Origin of the sequence: Paenibacillus bouchesdurhonensis, assembly GCF_900155685.1 — a bacterium.
In the GTDB taxonomy this organism is placed as follows: domain Bacteria; phylum Bacillota; class Bacilli; order Paenibacillales; family Paenibacillaceae; genus Fontibacillus; species Fontibacillus bouchesdurhonensis.
On sequence record NZ_LT732548.1, the window covers coordinates 3,150,448 to 3,169,012 of the forward strand.

Genomic DNA, 18,565 nt, shown 5'->3' on the forward strand with positions numbered 1-18,565 from the left:
GATGTTAAATATGTTGCTTAGAATCCGCCTCACTAACATGGATTTACTTCTGAACGCCATATATAGCAAATTTACGTATGATCGGATTCGCGACAGCTTCAGTAATCTGCAGCCGTATTTTCTCTGCAAACATAGGGGTTACTACATCAATCTTCTTGTGACCGATAGCAATGCCGTGCACGATCTCCTTCCATGCTCCATCTGCGTATGCCTCGAGGACGTATTGACGCACCCTTTCCCCATGCGCAATATCCTCCATGAGCACGACGTGGCCGATCAACGCTGGCACAGGCAGCTCCAATTCGATCCGATGACCACTGCCTGATGCCTCAGTTAAAGGATGATCGAATCTGCGTCTGATCTCCTCTCCAAATTCCAGCAGACGCTTCACATCTGCCTCAGGCAGAAGTCCGCGGTTGTCCGGAGATACATTGAGCAGGAGAGTCGCTCCATGGCCGACCGAGCGATAATAAATATCCATCAACTGGTCTAGAGATAACAGCGATTCCTCGTCATTCGGATGCCAGAACCACCGATCTTTACGAATCGGTACATCGCATTCTGCGGGTACCCAAGCCGGCGTCTCAGGCAGCCATTGCAATGAAGCCTCGCTAAACATGCTGCCTTTAGCGGTCGTCGCTGTATTCCAGCAAGGATAAGGGGCAAGCCCGTCCTCATTGCCTACCCAGCGGATCGTAGGAGCGCCCATGTTGAAGATCATCGCCCCCGGCTGATGCTGCCGCACCAGATCCATGATCCGCCGCCAATCATATTCGCGCCCCTCAGAGCCGGCGCCATCGAACCAGATTTCTACCAGCGGACCATAGCCGGTAAGCAATTCCTCTAGCTGCCGACAGTAGAAATTATCATATTTTTTGGGGTCTGAGTAACAGGGCTCATGCCGATCCCAAGGGGATAAATAAATGCCGAAGTCGATCCCCTCCTCGCGGCAGGCGTCCGCACATTCCCTGACAACATCGCCGCTTCCATTGCGCCATGGACTGGAAGCAACGGAATAATCGGTCGTTGATGTGGGCCACAGACAGAAGCCGTCATGATGCTTCGCGGTCAGAATGAAATAACGGAATCCCGCCGCTTTGGCTGTTTTGACCCATTGCCTGGCATCCAGCTGCAGCGGATTAAATAATAAGGGGGAATCCTTGCCCTCTCCCCATTCCTGATCACAAAAAGTATTGATCCCAAAATGACAGAACAGCCCAAGCTCCTTGTCCTGCCACGCTAGCTGCTCTGGAGTCGGCCGGGCCAAAAAATCTTCCGTGTGCTGCTTTTTCAAATCATTATTCCTCCTTTTGCACGCTCATACAGTTTACTGCTGCATCATATTGGAACGATTCGATAACTTTTCCCACGCTCTGCGGCAAATATATACTGATAGCCCGACTGTAAGCTTAAGCTTACAGTCGGGACAGGAAATTGAGTGGAATCAAAAACAGCCAGCTGTATTCCGCTAAACAAAACGCATTTCCTCGTATGCTCGGAATAAATCTCAGCCGCTTCAAGCTTCGCTTTTTCCCACTGAATATCGACCACATAGCCGCCCCTGGCGCGTAAGCCCTTGACCGAGCCGCTTACCCATGCAGAAGGCAATGCCGGCAGCAGGCGAATTTCACCGCCATGGGATTGCAGGAGCATCTCCTGAATTGCAGCGGCTCCTCCAAAATTGGCATCGATTTGAAACGGAGGATGGTCGCCGAATAAATTGGGATGCACCGCCTTCTTCAGCAAATCGCGAAGACTATTATGCGCTTCATCTCCTTCGCCGAGTCTCGCCCAAAAGTTAGCGATCCACGCCTGACTCCAGCCGGTATGTCCCCCGCCATACTTCAAGCGCCGCTCCAGTGTTGCACGGGCCGCTGCCCCAAGCTTAGGCATTTGATGGGGAATAATCTGTTCCCCTGGATGAAGCGCAAACAAATGTGAAATATGACGATGCCCCGGCTCATGTTCTTCATAGTCAACGGCCCATTCCATAATCTGGCCATGCCGACCGATCTCAGGCTGAGGAAGCTTCTCCCTTACGCTTGCCCACTGTCCGATCAGCTCACCATCGAGCTCCAGGCATTCGGCTGCTTCAATGCAGGCCGTAAGCACCGCGTAAATAATTTGCGAATCCATAGAAGGACCAGAGCATAAAGATCCAAGCTGACCTTTTTCATTAACATAGCTGTTCTCCGGGGAAAGCGAAGGAGAAGTAACGAGATAGCCGTTCTCATCATCGATAAGAGCATCCAGCAAGAACAGCGCGGCCTCCTTCAACACCGGATAAGCCCGTACCCGCAAAAACTCTGCAGAAAGACTATACCTGTAATGCTCCCATAAATGCAGAGCCAGCCAGGCCCCTCCCATCGGCCAAAAAATTGCTGGCGTCCACGCCCCGTACAAGCCGCTCTCCGCCCACAAATTAGAGGAGGAATGCGCCACAAACCCCCTCGCGCCATATAAGGCTGCCGCCGTTTTCCGTCCATTAATGACCAGCCGATCGATAAAATCGAACAAAGGCTGGTGGCATTCCGGCAAATTTCCCGTCTCGGCGATCCAGTAATTCATTTGCAGATTAATATTCAGATGATAATCGCTCTCCCAGGGCGGTGTGAAGCTCTCATTCCAGATGCCCTGCAAATTGGCCGGCAGGCTGCCGGGCCTTGAGCTCGCCATCATTAAATAACGGCCATATTGGTAGAACAGCGCCTCTAGCTGCAGATCCTCTCCTCCTTGCCGATAGTTCTGCAACCGTTCCGAGGTAGACATAGTGAGTCTTGCGCTTGTAGCATCTGCGGCTACTGTTTCTACAGCTACTTCCGTTTCTTCCGAAAGATCTCCTGGTACAAGCTCCAAGCTCACGCGACCAAACAAAGCCAAGTGGTCGGCCTTATGCGTATCCAGCAATGATCCATATGGCAATGAAGCGGCGAATTCTACCTGCCTGATAGCTTCGCGAAACGGATCGTCAGAGCGGAAAGAGGTTTGGGCTGCAAGCAGCAAAGTAACGGCATCCGCTCCTTGAACATCCAAATAATTAGCGCTGGCCTGACAGTTGCCGCCAATCACGCATGCGCGGAGCACGCTGGCAAACCTTACGCCGTCCGTTCCGCATGCTCCCTCCATCGCCAAAGTATGATCATTCTCCCGTCTCATCTCTCCATCGAATGGACGTCTGCTTAGCCGGGCTGTTAAACTAATAGCCCCCGGCTTCGATGCCGTTATACGGACGACAAGCACTTGATGAACAGTGCTAGCGAAGACTTCCCGGTCATAGCGAACACCAGCCGCCTCATAGCTCACAGAAGCAATACCTGTCCTAAGATTCAGTTCGCGGCTGTAATCCCTTCCTTCTGCCCGATCATGATCGAACTGAAGCAGTAAATCTCCCAAGGGCTGGTAGGGACCAAAATATTGTGGAGCATTCGTAAAATGCAGGAGCATCTGTCTCTCGGCCTCGTTAACCTCACCGCCGCGAAGCAGACTCCTAATGCGGCCCAGCTTTTTCCACGCCATAGGATTATCGCATTGCTTCGGCCCGCCATACCAAATAGAATCCTCATTTAATCCGATTCGTTCCGAGGTTACGCCGCCAAATATCATCGCACCAAGCCTGCCGTTGCCCAGCGGAAAAGCCTCCGTCCAGACCCGGGCAGGCTGCTTCTCTATAAGCTTGTTTATCTCGTTCGTCATCGCTCTGCTCCTAATTGTATAGTCCACAGTAGATAACAAGGGCCGTCTCTCATGTTCAAACGATCATTGAGACGGCCCTTGTAAATTAATTACTCATTATTACTTCAGCACTCCAATTACTTGATAACACCTTTCTCATTGATGATCTTCGTTGCTTCATCCACCATCCATTTTTGGACATCATCGATCGGCTCATTGCTAAGCATAAATTTACTGAATCCGTCGTTGATCACCTTGGTGATTTCTGAAGTTGCTGTTGTCATCACTTCTGCAGCATCAAGGAATTGAATGTCCTCACTGAACAACGTATATTTGAGAGAATCAATATCATACATATCTTCTTTACCTGCAACGAGCTTTGTCAGCAAGTCTTCATTGTTGGCTTGCTTATACCCAGAGAACTCTTGTCTATTGTCCGACTCTGCGGTAGTCATGAATCTCATTAGCTTAAAGGCCGCTTCCTTGTTCTCTGAAGTAGAGCCCATAGCGATTTGCGAACCGCTGGTGAAATATTTGCCTTCATAGTCTTTAGGCTCTGCACCCTTCGGAGGTACCGGCACCGGCGCAAATGCAGTCTTGAAAGTATGCGGATATTGCTCCGTATTCCCTGGATCTGGAATCGTGAAGTTACCCGTCAGTATCATAGCAGCATCTTCATTGAAGAACTCGGTGCGATAGTTAAGCTTTGCGGCAAGAACATCTGCGTAAGTCTTAGCGGATTTATCAATCGACTCCATGTCTTTACGCAATTGGAAGAAATATTTATAGGATGGATCAGCCAAAATCGTTGTACCATCATCGTATACGAACGGATCCTTCATCATCGTCTGTGCAGGAGCATTCATGTACAGCTCCCAAGTATGGAAGTAAGAACCGTAGCGTTTATCCACACCTTCACCCTTCGTTAACTTCTTGGCATATTCACGGTAATCATCCCAGGTCCAGCCGAATTTAGGGATCTCTAGACCAGCTTCATCGAGCGCATCCTTGTTCAGCATGACGTAGTTAATGCTCTTGGTGTACTGCATTCCGTAATATTTGCCGTCTACCTTCGTGTTGACATAATATTCATCTTCAGGAACAATGCCTTCCTGGTCATATAACTCATTTAATGGAGCAAGCGCCCCGCGAGTGGCTCGTTCAAGAGCAGCCCCCAAGCTAGGCAATTGCACAACATCAATCGCTTCTCCGGAAGAAATGAGGAAATCGAGTTTCTTCATCATTTCTACGGAATCCCCAGGTACGAGAACAACATGCTCGACCTTGATATTCGGATTTTGATCCATAAACTCCTTCAGCATGGCATCGGTTCCCACGGTTTGAGCGTCGTTATCCCAGTTGTAATACTTAATCGTTACCGGCTTCTCGGGTGAGTTGCCCGATTTGTTCCCTTCGGCTCCGGTATTTCCAGATTTTCCGCATCCGCTCACAAGCAGGCTGATGGCGAGAATGGTACCGAGAATGATGGAAAAGCTTTTTTTACCCTTATGTGTCATCTTTCTTCCCCCTGCACTGAAATTTTAGTGTAGTGCTTGTACATATCTCATTATAGGCGGTTGCCTCAAAGGCCAAGTGCAAAATTTTGATGTGATAGGAATACATTTTTGACTTTTATGATAGCGCTTGCTCCAAATGTGGAATCAGCCTTTTACGCCTCCCAGTGCAATACCGTTAATCACTTGCTTCTGCAGAGCGGTGAACACGATCAATAAAGGAATAATCGCGGACACAGCCGCCGTCATCATAATTGCATAGTTGTTCGTATAGTCGTCCCGGAACAGCGTCATTCCGAGCGGAATGGTGTAAAGGTCTTTATCCAGCAGGAAAATCAAAGGATTCTGATAATCGTTCCAGGTCCAGATAAATTTAATGATCGCTACAGTCGCTAATACCGGCTTACAGAGCGGAATCATGATCGAGGTGAATATTTTAAAATGGCCTGCCCCATCAATTCTCGCCGCTTCGATAAATTCATCGCTGATCCCGACCATAAATTGCCGCAGCAGGAACGTGAAATAAATGGAGAACATGCTCATCAGTATGATCGCTGCATGTGTATTGTAAAGTCCAAACCAACGAATAAGCAAGAAACGAGGAATCAGTGTCGCCTGATCCGGAATAATCATAAAAGACAAGAGCGCCAAGAACACTAGATTTCGCCCTTTAAAATTAATCTTTGTCAGCGCATAGGCCGCCATGGATGAAATAATCAAAGTGATACAGGTAGTAATGATCGCAATCTTAAACGAATTGAAGTAGAATTCATAAAATGGAATCTTTCCCATCCAAACCGCTTTAAAGTTATACGCTACATTAATTTTCTCAGGAATCCATTGAATCGGAAAGCGCATGACATCCTTCTCATATTTAAAAGCTGCCGAGACCATCCAAATGAGCGGTATGAGAAATACAATGGACAAGGCGCCCATGAAGACGGTGATTATCGTTTTTGACATGTTTTTACGAATTAGCTGCATTTGATATCCCCCCTAGTCTTCGTTTCTCATTTTCCAGGTCAGCGCCGTAAGCAAACCGATAATCGCAAACAGCAGCCAGGAAATGGCGGAAGCGTAGCCCATATTGTAGTATTTAAAGCCTTCCTCATAAATCCGGAACACAAGCACGGTCGATGAATTGTTCGGGCCGCCTTCCGTCAAGTAAGCGATAATGTCGAATACTTTAAAGGATCCAATCAGCATCGTAATCAGCAGGAAGAAAGTTGTAGAACGCAGCATCGGGACAGTAATGGAAAAGAACTTCTTGAAGGAGTTCGCCCCATCAATTTCCGCGGCTTCGTAGATTTCATTTGAAATATTCGTTAAGCCGGCCATATAGATGATAATCGTGTAGCCAAGGCTTGCCCATGAGCTGATAATGGCAATGGACAGAAGCGAAGTCTTCGGATCAACCAGCCATTTGGGCGGATTGGAAAGTCCGATATCCATTAAGAACTGGTTAATCGGTCCAAGCGATGGATGAAACAATGCGCTCCATACTGCGGCAATCGCAATAATCGAAGAAATATAAGGAATAAAGAACGCTACCTTAAAATAATCTTTGAAAAATACGCTGTTATGAATCAGCACGGCCATGACCAAAGCGATGGCAATTGGAATGGGCACCGTCATAATCATATAGAAGACGTTATTTTTCACAGCTTGAAGGATCGTTGGATCCTGAAGCAATTTCACATAGTTGCCAATTCCAATAAATTTGATCCCTTTCACACCGGATAATAAATCCCATTTCGATAAGCTCAGATATAAAGAAAATCCAAGCGCGAATACGTTAAGAAACAACATACCGATGATTTCCGGAGCTAGAAATAGCCAGCCGATCAGCGCATCCTTTCGGTGCGGAGTCCAAAATTTCTTCCGTGGTTCTCTGTGGGTGCCCGGTACAGGTTGTTTTGCTGCCTCCACGTTTTATCACCTCTGCATATTAGTAAGTTTTCATTATAGTAATACATCAAGAGGCCCGATACAGGAGTGATTATGACCAGCCGCGTGCATAATTTTGACCTTCTTTTTTTGAAAGAACAGCCCTCAGCTCGCCCTTCATGCGCAAAAAAAAGCGCAGCAAATTGTATTTCAATTTGCCCGCTTTTTCAAGCTTATGCCTATGGATCATTTACGCGCCGAATGCTTGGCCTTAAACTCACTTGGCGTTAAGCCGACGTATTTCTTGAACACTTTAGAAAAATAGGTTCTGTCCGAATATCCCAGCCCGATGGCCATCGACTCCAGATTTTGATTAGACATTTTCAGCATTTTCGTTGCCAGCTTCATCTTGTATTGATGCACGTAATCCGTAAAGGTAGCCCCGGTCATCCGCTTAAAGTAGCGTGAGAAATAGCTTGGGTTTAAATACAAATGGCGTGCCATATCTATCGACGTAATATTGTCAGCCAGGTGCTGCTCGATATACTGCTGGATCACCTGGAGCTTTGGCTCCTGCGTCACATTCGCTCCCTGAATGCCTCTGTTCTCCTTCATCTGAATCAGCTTTCTTTCCACCAGTGCGATAGAATCGCTCAATGATCGCGACAATGTCAGGTAATGGAACACATCCTCTTCAAACTTTAGATTGGAGAACATCAGCTCAATGCCTCGCAGCATAAAAGACAGCTCCCGCGCAAAATCTTCCGGGACGAGCATCAATTCACGCGCATTATCGGCGATTTCAAGCAATATACCGCGGATGGAATCCAAATCTTGCTTAATGACGGCCTGCCCCAATTGCGAGATAAAGCTATTGAGGAAGCCTTGCGGAGCCGGCTGGAACATCAGGGCTGCATTTCGGGAAGCATCAGTCACAGTGTAGTCGGAGCCTTCATAGAATTCGATTTTGTTCTGTATAATTTGCTGGTAAACAGCGCCGATCGAATCCAGCTCCATTTTGTCTGTAACCGTGACGACAGTAGGCTGAATCTTCAGAAAATGAATGCACTGGGAACACAGCTGTTCTAGAAAATTGTTGAAATGAAGAATTTCATTCTGAGCCAGGTTCAACCTGAAATTATATAAAATCGTAATATTGTCCTTCTCCAAAAAGGGAGTGATCCCTTCGCAGGTTTCAGCCAGCTCCAAAGCAATATTGTAAATAGCATACATAATCAGTGAATATTCGCTCTGCTTGTAGCGTTGATCGAAGCTTGAGAATTGAACGTTAACGATTCCCAGCAAAAACCACGGGTAATTCCAAGTGACTCCAATTTGTGAAGCGTAAGCCATCGTCATTTCGGAGGGCGCTCTGTCGATCACTCTTTTTAGCAGATCCTGGCGGAATAGCTGACTATTATAGTCGGATGTCTTCCAGCGAATCAGACCTGTTCGAGATTTCAAGATCGTGACCGATTTTTCCAAGCTCTGCTCTAGCTGCTCCGCAGTAAGCTGATCCTTGATCAAATAGTCGTCCGCCTTGAGCTTAAGCGCCTGCTGCGCGAAATGAAAGTCCTCATGGCAGGTTAGAAAGATCACGCGGATATCCGGTTTTATGGAGGTGAATATATTGGCCAGCTCGATTCCGTTCTTTTGCGGAAGACCAATATCCGTAATTAAAATATCGGGCTGAACTTCTTCAAACATATGCATTGCCTTTACACTTGAATAAGTGGTTCCGACAATTTGCAAATTGTTCGCCTCCCAGTCAATCATCTGCTGCAGCACCTTGAGCATGGGAACATCATCGTCGATCAGCATCACCCTATACATCTCTTCATTCTCCTCCCGTTAGACAATCATGATTAGCGCTTAGAGGCAAATACAGCGTGACCGAGGCTCCCCCCTGCAGGCGGTTGCTTAGGGACATTGTTGCTTCCTCGCCAAAGGTCAGCCTCAATCTCTGCACAACATTGATCAACCCGATCCTTTGATAGGAGCCCTCTTGATCGGCATCAAACATTAATCTGCAGTTAAGCCCGTTCAGTGTTTCTTCTTCTACACCGCTGCCATTATCCTCCACCTCAATCATAACTCCGCCATCCACCTGACGTGACCTGACTGAAATGACTGGTGACGGCTGATCTACCAGCCCATGCACGATCGCATTCTCTACCAGCGGCTGCAAAATAAGCTTAGGAACGATAAGCTCCTTTGTCGCAGGATCGAGATCAATATCCAGCTTAAGCGGGATTTCATTGCGGATCTTCATAATATCGACGTAATGAAGAAGAAGCCTGCACTCTTCATTTAAGCTAGTTGGTTCATTTACCTTCAAATAAGCCCGGAGCAAGCTCATAAGTGAATCAAGAATTCCACTATGCAGCTTGTCATCGGATAGAATCAAGCTGCATTTGATTGAATTGAGTGTATTGATGAGAAAATGCGGCCGAATTTGCATAAACAGGGCTTCCAATTCCATAACCCGTTTCTGCTCCTGCTCCTGCTCGACATCGTATATTAATTGCTGCAGCTGATCCAGCATCGTATTCAGTGTCTGGCCAAGCTCAGCGATATCATCCCTGCCCTTGACCTCAAGCCTTACATCCAAATTTCCCATTCCGAATTGGCGGACTACCCGCTGCAGCTTATGAATCGGCCTATGCAGACCACGAGCAATCAGCACCGAGGTCGCGGAGAAGACAAGGAATAGCAGGATGACCCCAATAAGTCCCAAATAAAATGTGCGGGATATGGGTCCCGACCATTCTTTGGCGGATGCTTCATATACGAGCTTCCAGCTCGACTTGGAGATGTTACGAACCGTTCTGACACTCCCCTTGGAGTCCGTAGAATCTAATGACACTTCATCATTGCCGGCGATGAGCTCGCCGGAGGAATCAAATATTGCCACTTTGCCGAACTCTACAGGACTGAGCTGCTTGTTGAAATATGCCTCGCCGATCGAGACGAGCAGCACGGAAACATATTGCTTCTCACTGCTATCATAAATCACTCGGGCAATATAATAGCTGCTGCTGCCTAAACCACTGTCAGCCATGCCAAGCCATTGCAGCTTCTCAGGCTCATTCAGATCCACCTGCTTCATGAGCTTGTCTATCGTGGAGCTGAATCCCGTTAAATCCTCCGTGCCGGAGGAGATCACGAAATGCTGACGGTTTACGAGATACATCCGGATAGTATTGTTCAGCGGCTTGCTGTTAATCAGATGGAATAAATCCTGTATACGCGTAAACAACACATAATCAGAGTAATCTTCAATCCGTTTCGTATCGGCAAAAGATTTCAAATTCGCGCGAACATTGGTATCGTTTACAATAAAATGCGAAGCAAATGTTACATCATCCACGGTCTTGTTCATCTCTTCAATCATGACGTTCAGGAAATTCTCATTGCTAAGCTGCAGCTTCTCTACCATTGAATTTCGGATTAATAGAAAAGACACGGTCGAAACTGCGATAAGCGGAATAAATATAAGCAAAAGGAATGACAGCTGAATACGTTTATAATATGTTAATTTGAACATGCCCTCCCGCGCCTCTCTCGTTCTATTATTTTTATTCTAGCAGGTTGTCATTCCTTAAGCATTTGTTAATTGATTACATTAACCTTCCTTTTCTCTGCTGGACCCGAAATAAGCACTACTTCACCAAAGATCTGCACGCCGTCCACCACATAGGAATCATATTGGCCTGATGGAACTCTATGACTAATAACGAGAATATGTTCGCTATTCAGTTCCGGATGAATAATGCGGCAAGCCTCTGCCTGCGCATCGTCCACCTGTTCGCCCGTATGGCGGAATACAGGGATTTTGGCGATTTGCGGGCGTTCCGTCTCACCAGGGCGCAGCGGATACAGCACCTGCATCATGGATGTTATCCCACTGCCGCTTCGCGAGTAGGTCACATGGTGATTAGGCTCTAGCAAATTGTATTCGCGGGAAATAACACCCTCGGAAATTTCAGCCCTCAACCCCTGACTCTGAATCGGTATAATCAGCAGATTGGCTTCGTCTTTGTTTTGCGTACGACAAATGAGCGAGCCTTCCTCCAGGGAAATGCCCCCTGGCGCGAAATGAAAATGCTGTCTGAACATATGCGCCTCTTTGCTGCGGAAGCGGTCGACCAGCAGCCAGTAATACGGCTTGATAAAAATAATTCTTCGATCCGTGAGCACCGGATCGTCCAAATGAAGATACCCGTCATGGCTGCCTTCGACGTAGTCATAAGCTGGCCGACTAACCCACTTGCTGCCTGACGGCCTGGCGATGCGATGATAGGACCAGGTATCCGCAATTTCCGTAAATCCGATGCCATCAACGGTAGTCGTATTATGCGCTGCACTTTCCTTCAATGCCTTTCTAAGCGGCGTATGGTCGCTATAATTGTATCTGCCTAAGTCAGTCAAAAATTCTTTCCCATAAGCATAAAGATCGAAATGCAGCAGATCGGCATGCCCATGTCCTCCCCCAAGCGGTCCGCAGTGGAAATACAGGTATAAATCCTGCTCACTCCAGCCTGAGCGCATGACATAATGCCCGGAATGGACGAAGGCATGGGACAGCTCCGGCGGCTCAGCCGATGCCATGCGATCATAGCTGCGAATCCCCTCGATTCCGAGCAGCCAAGCACTATCATAGTCCATTCGCGGATTAGCCCTGAAGCGCAGCGTCTCATCCTTGAACAACGCGGCAGCATAGGTCAATAGCGAGCGGACGTCATTGTCGTCACTATCCCCGAACATAGGCTGTCTATGATTCGGCTTGGCCCAATACAGAGAAGCTATGGCCATCTCATATACTTTGCCGCGGAAATCCTCATCTAGCTCTAGTCTATTGATTTTGGCAAAATACATGCTATCGAGATAGCAGCTCATCACCTCATGATGATAAGTCGGCGATTGCTCCCAGTGTATTCCGTCCGCCATCACCTGAATTTGCGTCGTCTCCTCCAGCCTCTGTTCAGCAAGGCTGCGCCACTGTCCGGCAGCAGTAAATTCGGGAAAGGACAGAGCAATTTGCAGCAGTCCGCTCGTCTCCAGCACACCCCAATTGCTAATTCTCTTCCAGCTTGTAAATGCGGCGACCAGGTACCGGGCATGCTCAGCCAGAGATATCAATAGTATCGCCAACAGGGACGGCGTAAACTGCGGACAATCCCAAACATAGCGCAGCGTCTTGATCCAGTTGCTTCCGCGCAGCCCGGCTTCAATGGTACGCCAGGCCAGATTGTCGCTTGCCGGCTCATGCGGCACCGGGTTGCTGTCGATCCAATCCTCAAGCTGGCGGCAAAACGCGGCTGCGTATTTATGATCTCCGGTCATGGCATAGGCTTGACCGAGAGCGATCCAATAACGGTGCCGATTCAGCATGTAGGCCCATTCCGGATCAACTTCGGGAATATAGTGCCAGTCAATCGCATCATCGAACGTTACCGGAACCTGGGTTCGTTCCATGTCCCAGGGGAACTGAAACAGAAATGTCTGATCCACAACCTCATCCGCCGTTTTTAGGACCGCTGCCGCTTCATCTGCACAGTATTTTTTTACGTAACCGGTAATTTGAGCCGTCTCTTCCTTCGGCAATCGGCAGCCGGGCACTTGGCGCTCTCTGTAATACCGATGAAGTGCTAGCAGCGCATCTTCATTGCGATTTTGCTTGACCGCTTCAGCCACATCGGCTAATTCTGGGACTTCCAGATTCAGAAGCGAGAAGAGCGAACGCAGTTTGTCCTCGTCAGTAGCGTCTACACGATTAACGTTCATACCAGTATCCCTTATACCCTTTCTCAAGGCGCAGCAAGGCTTCCAGATAGTAATAATCGCCCCAGATCATATAATCATCCGGCGATAGTCCGCCGCGTACGTAATAAGAGCCATGCTTCAAGAGTCCCTCTGCATCTTCTCCAATTGTGGAGTAATTCTTCACCAAAGAGGTCAAGGAATCGGTTAGCCCCTGCTTGAAGTAGTCCCGATCCGCATCCTGCTCGTCCAAATGCTCAAGCAATTCCAGCAGACCGGCTGCGACGATAGCGGAGGCCGAACTGTCGCGATAGGTGTCACGGTCTACCGGAGCATTAAAGTCCCAATAGGCGACTTGATCCTCAGGCAGATGCGCAAGAAAATAACGTGCCATGCGTCTAGAGGTTTCGAGATATACGGGTTCCCCAGTGTAACGATAGACCAGAGCGAAGCCGTATACGCCCCAGGCTTGTCCCCGCGTCCAGGTGGATGCGTTCGTATAGCCTTGATGTGTGGCGCCTCCAATGGGCTCTCCGCTGCTTGGCTCGAAGAAAAAAGTATGATAAGAGCTATCGTCCCCACGCACAATATACCGTCTCGTCTTCTCAGCCTGCATGAGCGCAACCTCGCGATATTTCGAATCCCCCGTCTGCTGCTCCGCCCAGAACAGAAGCGGCAGATTCATCAGGCAATCAATAATAATCCGGCCAGCCTCCTTCGGATCTCCCTCCCGGCCCCAGGCCTGGATATAGCCTCCGGCAGGACGCCAGCGCTTCAACAGCAAATCCGCAGCCTGAAGCGTCAATTGCCGAGCGCTCTCATCTTTCTCAATGATCCACTGCGCCTTCGAGGACAAAGAATACAGAAAGCCGATATCATGATGGTCCAGCACGATCTTAGCCTTGAAGCGGCGCCGGAAATCGTTCACCGTCTCTACCGCTTTCAGACGAAAGACCTCATCTCCCGTATATTCATAGCACAGCCAAAGCATGCCGCTCCAGAACCCATTCGTCCAATCCTCGTTGTTATTCAACTGATAGACGCCGTCCGTACTCACATGCGGGAATCTTGTCCCAAATCGATCTATATTCGCCCTGACTTTACTTACTGCATCTTCTATCGCTCTTTGCCACATTCTCTTGCTGCCCCTTTCGAGTCCATATTCTCTATGCTTATAATAAGAAGTGCAGTCTATTACTAGTAGGGGCTATTTTTGACCTTCATGTGCACAATTTTGACTTTTGACAATGATCCTGAAAAATAGCCCCAACCTCTTAAAGAGTCTGGGGCGTCCAATATCTAATAAGTTCCTCCCCGCTTAGAAACCGCAGGGGAGGACTCCAGGTTTTTGATAAATGCTTTTGAATTACTTGTCTTGCAGCTTATGGAAATTCTCGAACAGATTGTCGCAATCTTCGCGGTTCGGCACTTTGACCATATTCAGCACGCTTTTGTCTTTGCCCGTCAAATAATCGCGCAGATGCATGTCGCTGAAGCCGTGCTTATCCGCGTCTTCGGCCGTATTGCAGTAGTACACCTCCTTGATGCCCGACCAAATGATAGCGGATACGCACATTGGACAAGGCTCGCAGGTAGCGTAAATGACGCAGTCGGACAGATCCATCGTACCCAGCGTTTTGCAAGCTTCCCGGATGGCCACCATTTCCGCATGTTGTGAAGGGTCGGTATCAGCCATCATGCGGTTGCTGCAGACAGCGATAATTTCATCACCGCGTACAACGGTAGCGCCGAATGGCCCTCCGATGTTATTGTCCATGCCCTCGATGGTTTTTTCTGCTGCTAGCTTCATGTAATCCATGTTCATACATCCTCTCCAGATTATTTTACGATATGCGTACCTGCTTCGTTTTTGATCGCGGCCTTCAAGCTTTCCGGATTGGTGATGATGACTCTGGAGCCGCTTTGCTCTAGGAAGCTAAGGCTGGCTTCAATTTTCGGCAGCATACTGCCTTTGGGGAAGTGATCCTCGAGCACATATTGCTTCGTTTCGGCGACTGTAATCTCATCCAGCGCTTTCTGATTCGGCTTGCCGAAATGAATGAATACTTTGGGAACACCGGTCGTAATGACCAAAGTCTCGGCCTGGATCTGATCCGCCAGCAAGCTCGTTGCGAGATCCTTGTCGATTACAGCATCGATGCCTTCATAAGTGTGATCCGCTCTCTTGACGACGGGAATTCCTCCCCCGCCTACGGCAATAACCACATAGCCTGACTCGATCAACGATTTGATGGCATCCTTCTCCAGAATATCGATCGGCTGCGGTGAAGGCACGACGCGTCTATAGCCTCGGCCCGAGTCTTCCACGAATACCCAGTCAGGATGCTCCTTCTCCAGCTCCTGCGATTGCTCCAGGGTAAAGAAGGAACCAACAGGCTTGCTCGGATTCTTAAAATTCGGGTCCTCGCTGCTGACTTCAACCTGCGTGATCACAGTGGCCACCTTTTGCCTCATTCCGCGGCGAATGAATTCATTCGTAAGCGCCTGCTGAATTTGATAGCCGATGCCGCCTTGCGTATCCGCAACACAATTCACGAGCGGTACGCTTGGCATGCCTGCTACCTTCTCGGCAATTTCCCCGCGGCGAAGCGTAAAGCCTACCTGCGGTCCATTTCCATGGGTAACGACGACCTCACAGCCTTCTTCTACCATATCTGCAATGTTGGCGGCAATTTCACAAACCGCTTCGTATTGATCCTGAATCGAATCCTGATCATTTCCTTTAACAAGTGAATTACCGCCAATCGCTACTACTACCAGTTTTCCCACTTTAATCCTCCCAGGTTACTTAGCTGCCTGCGTATTCTCGTTTGTTTGCTTGTAAAGCAAAGTATACAGCACAAACGAAATGATCAGCCCGCTGAAGAACGCAAAGTCTTTTAATGTTACTAGCAATGGAACATTCGTGAATACTACGCCCGACATCGGAATTAGGAAGCTGATAATCAGAACGATGACCGCGATGCGGTTATAACCGCCTTTGTAACTTCCGTCTTCACCCGGTTTCACATAAATTTGCGATAGATCGAGGCGTTTCTTACGCTGTATATAAAAGCTGGCCAACATGATGCCCGCGATCGGGCCGTACATGGAGCCGATAAAGCTATAAAACAAATACAAAGCTGCCGTGCTGGAAACGAGCTTCCAGGGAAGAATCACCGTACCGATGATCGCAGTTAAAATCCCGGCTGTCTTTACGTTAAAAATTTTAGGGAACAGCGCGGTCATTTGCAGACCCGCCGGCATCAGGTTGCCGAATACGACAAATGCGGTCGCCCCGACGTTAAGGGCCAGCAGCAAAATTACGACAGAGAAGGTGTTATTGATTTTGCCGATCGCGTCAACGATGTTGAAGATCGGCTCGCCAAAAGCAATTTCCGTCCCTACGATGAGAGCGATACAAGTAATCGCAAACAGAATGTAGGAAAGAATGAACCCGATCGGCAGCCCCCACATCGGCGCTTTAATATTTTTAGCGCGCTGCGTCAAATCTGAGATGTTCACGATCGGGCCAGCCCAGTTAGACACAAGCGCGCTAACGCAAGCGATGAACACGAGCGGGCTCGCCATTGGCGTGGCTGGAGTGTATGCCATGATCGGAGCTATGCCGCCGGCGATGTTGATGGCCCAAATTGCTGCGCCGATAATGAACACATAAACGATCGGTGAAGAATATTTACTGAACGTGCCGAGGATTTTCATACCGGACAAGAACAGCAGTACAGTTAACGTCCATAGTATTACATACGACAGCATCGTCGGAAAGTCCAGACCTAAGATATTAAAACCGCCTCCCCAGGACATATAGTCTGGAAAGATTCTGGTGAAAATGACGTTGAACGACTGCGCGCCAACGACCGTCGTCGTGCCGAAGAAGACAAGACCCGATATGAGTCCCCGGCATAATGCCGGAATAATGGAGCCTTTTATCCCGAAGGAATCCCGCAGCAGCATGGCAAAGGGAAGCCCATATTTCGCTGCAGAATATCCATTTAGGGCATACCCCGCTGCCACGATCGCTGCGGACAGCATGACAGCAAGGAATACCTGGGTAACATTCAGGCCGAGGATAAAGAACCCGGCTACCGTCATATAGGACATGATGTTGTGGACAGGTCCCATCCAAACCGTGATGTAGTTGAAAATTCCCCAGTCACGCTTTTCCTCCGAAATCGGCAAAATGTCTTCCGCATACCCATATGATTTGAATTGCTCATACTCGACATTTGCTTTGACTTCCATCTTTATTCCCCTATCTCCCTTATCTTAGGGTAGAAATATATTAGCTGATGTTCTCGCTGAGGGCGAGCAGTGCCTTTTCGAAGCAATCGACTGGTGGATGCGTAATACCTGCACCGATCATACCTATGCCCGCTTCTTTGTGCGCAATGGCGGTATTGATGATTGGCAGAATACCAGTCTGTACCACTTTACGCGTATCAATCCCTGTAGCAATACCTTGGAAGTTCAGCATCGGGATCGTGACGTTTGGATTTTCCGTTGTCGTGATTTCTTTCATTTTGATCGAATAGCCGATCGCTTCGTCGACGGTTCCGCCGACCAGAGCAACAATGGCTGGCGCAGTTGCCATAGCGAAGCCGCCGATGCCATAAGTTTCCGTAATCGCGCTGTCGCCGATATCCAAACCGGAGTCCTCTGGCTTGTAACCGGCAAACATCGGGCCGACAACCTTTTGTGCTGGGCCGGTGAACCAAGTATTTCCGGCTAGGCCGCTGACGCGAATACCGAATTCCACGCCATTGCGAGCCATTGTCGTGACGATCGTGCTGTTCTCAATGCCGTGAGCGGCATCCAACGCGCATTTGCAGAGAGCCATCCACGTTGGGCCAGAGAAGTAATCGCTGCTCGCTACGAAATTGAATACTTCGCGCTTTTGCTCTTTCGTATAATCCGTTTCAAGAATAAACGGCGTAAGTGCTTGAATCAGCAGGCTTGTCCCTGCATTGTTCCGGTTGTGGCACTCATCCCCCATGTGCAGCGCTTGGGCAAGCATAAGGCGAAGATCGATGCCGTTCGACAATCTCATCGCATCTCTCAGCATGGGGCCGAGCACGTCGCGCATCCAATTCAAGCGCTCTATAACGCTCTCATCATTCGCGCCCATGCGCAAAATTTTCGACATTTGCTCACTGAGGTTCGTGTAGGCGATATTGCCGTAAGTTTTATTTTCAACGATATGCATAAACATCGAAGCCGACGTTACGCCAGCCATCGAACCAACGCAGTTGTGTTCATGGCACGGGGAGAACGTAATTTGTCCAGAAGCAGCTACTTCAGCCGCCTCTTCCAGGTCTTTTGCCAGACCCTCGAAGACGAGAGCGCCTGTTACCGCACCTTTCATCGCTCCATTCATGCGTTCCCACGTAATCGGCGGGCCAGCATGGAGGATCGTCGTTTTGGTCATCCCGGGCACAACGTTGATCGCTTGGTCGAAACCGATCAGAACCGGCTGCGAGTTGACGATGCGTTCTACCGCCTTCTTATTCGCCTCTTCGATTTTGGCCAGAATTTCCGGTCTGTCGAGCTTGTCCAAGGCTTTGATCAGCTCAGGCTTGCCGCCGCCAGGAGGCTGCCATTCCAGATGGGTTACACTGGCCTTTTGCTGTACCATATCATCTTTGAAAAATTCGATTCCGACGTTGATCACATGAAGGTCACTCTTGAATAAATCGTTAATTCTGCTCATT

At 48.7% G+C, this 18,565-nt stretch carries 13 protein-coding genes; all 13 read right to left on the reverse strand.

Features of this window, described 5'->3' with window-relative positions; translation table 11 throughout:
• Positions 1 to 43: 43 nt before the first annotated feature.
• Positions 44 to 1,294, reverse strand: a complete 1,251-nt coding sequence (locus tag CZ379_RS18170; RefSeq protein ID WP_199925669.1) for an alpha-L-fucosidase — start codon at positions 1,292 to 1,294, stop codon at positions 44 to 46.
• Positions 1,295 to 1,338: 44 nt separating this feature from the next.
• Positions 1,339 to 3,693 carry a glycoside hydrolase family 95 protein gene (locus CZ379_RS18175; RefSeq protein ID WP_110932915.1) on the reverse strand — a complete coding sequence of 785 codons (2,355 nt, stop codon included), beginning with the start codon at positions 3,691 to 3,693 and terminating at the stop codon, positions 1,339 to 1,341.
• A gap of 116 nt (positions 3,694 to 3,809) precedes the next feature.
• On the reverse strand, positions 3,810 to 5,189 hold the full coding sequence (locus tag CZ379_RS18180) for an ABC transporter substrate-binding protein (protein ID WP_110932916.1): 1,380 nt from the start codon (positions 5,187 to 5,189) through the stop codon (positions 3,810 to 3,812).
• 144 nt (positions 5,190 to 5,333) lie between these two features.
• A complete protein-coding gene (locus CZ379_RS18185) occupies positions 5,334 to 6,170 on the reverse strand; it encodes a carbohydrate ABC transporter permease (protein ID WP_110932917.1) in 837 nt (278 codons plus the stop codon).
• A 12-nt stretch (positions 6,171 to 6,182) separates the two neighbouring features.
• Positions 6,183 to 7,115, reverse strand: coding sequence for a carbohydrate ABC transporter permease (locus tag CZ379_RS18190; protein ID WP_110932918.1), 933 nt, complete (start codon positions 7,113 to 7,115; stop codon positions 6,183 to 6,185).
• Positions 7,116 to 7,319: 204 nt separating this feature from the next.
• Positions 7,320 to 8,906: a response regulator transcription factor gene (locus CZ379_RS18195; RefSeq protein ID WP_110932919.1), complete on the reverse strand. Its 1,587-nt coding sequence runs from the start codon at positions 8,904 to 8,906 to the stop codon at positions 7,320 to 7,322.
• Positions 8,907 to 8,910: 4 nt separating this feature from the next.
• The gene (locus CZ379_RS18200; RefSeq protein WP_110932920.1) at positions 8,911 to 10,620 is read right to left on the reverse strand and encodes a cache domain-containing sensor histidine kinase; all 1,710 of its coding nucleotides are present in this window, start codon (positions 10,618 to 10,620) and stop codon (positions 8,911 to 8,913) included.
• 65 nt (positions 10,621 to 10,685) lie between these two features.
• Complete coding sequence (locus tag CZ379_RS18205; protein ID WP_110932921.1) at positions 10,686 to 12,860, reverse strand: alginate lyase family protein; 2,175 nt, start codon at positions 12,858 to 12,860, stop codon at positions 10,686 to 10,688.
• Positions 12,850 to 13,971: a glycoside hydrolase family 88 protein gene (locus tag CZ379_RS18210; protein WP_110932922.1), complete on the reverse strand. Its 1,122-nt coding sequence runs from the start codon at positions 13,969 to 13,971 to the stop codon at positions 12,850 to 12,852. The genes CZ379_RS18205 and CZ379_RS18210 overlap by 11 nt, the downstream gene beginning before the upstream one ends.
• Positions 13,972 to 14,202: 231 nt before the next feature.
• Positions 14,203 to 14,655, reverse strand: coding sequence for a nucleoside deaminase (locus tag CZ379_RS18215; RefSeq protein WP_110934443.1), 453 nt, complete (start codon positions 14,653 to 14,655; stop codon positions 14,203 to 14,205).
• Between the two features lie 20 nt (positions 14,656 to 14,675).
• Positions 14,676 to 15,626, reverse strand: coding sequence for a carbamate kinase family protein (locus tag CZ379_RS18220; protein WP_110932923.1), 951 nt, complete (start codon positions 15,624 to 15,626; stop codon positions 14,676 to 14,678).
• A 15-nt stretch (positions 15,627 to 15,641) separates the two neighbouring features.
• Complete coding sequence (locus tag CZ379_RS18225; RefSeq protein WP_110932924.1) at positions 15,642 to 17,099, reverse strand: cytosine permease; 1,458 nt, start codon at positions 17,097 to 17,099, stop codon at positions 15,642 to 15,644.
• Positions 17,100 to 17,139: 40 nt separating this feature from the next.
• The gene (locus tag CZ379_RS18230; RefSeq protein ID WP_110932925.1) at positions 17,140 to 18,564 is read right to left on the reverse strand and encodes a YlbE family protein; all 1,425 of its coding nucleotides are present in this window, start codon (positions 18,562 to 18,564) and stop codon (positions 17,140 to 17,142) included.
• Position 18,565: the final 1 nt, after the last annotated feature.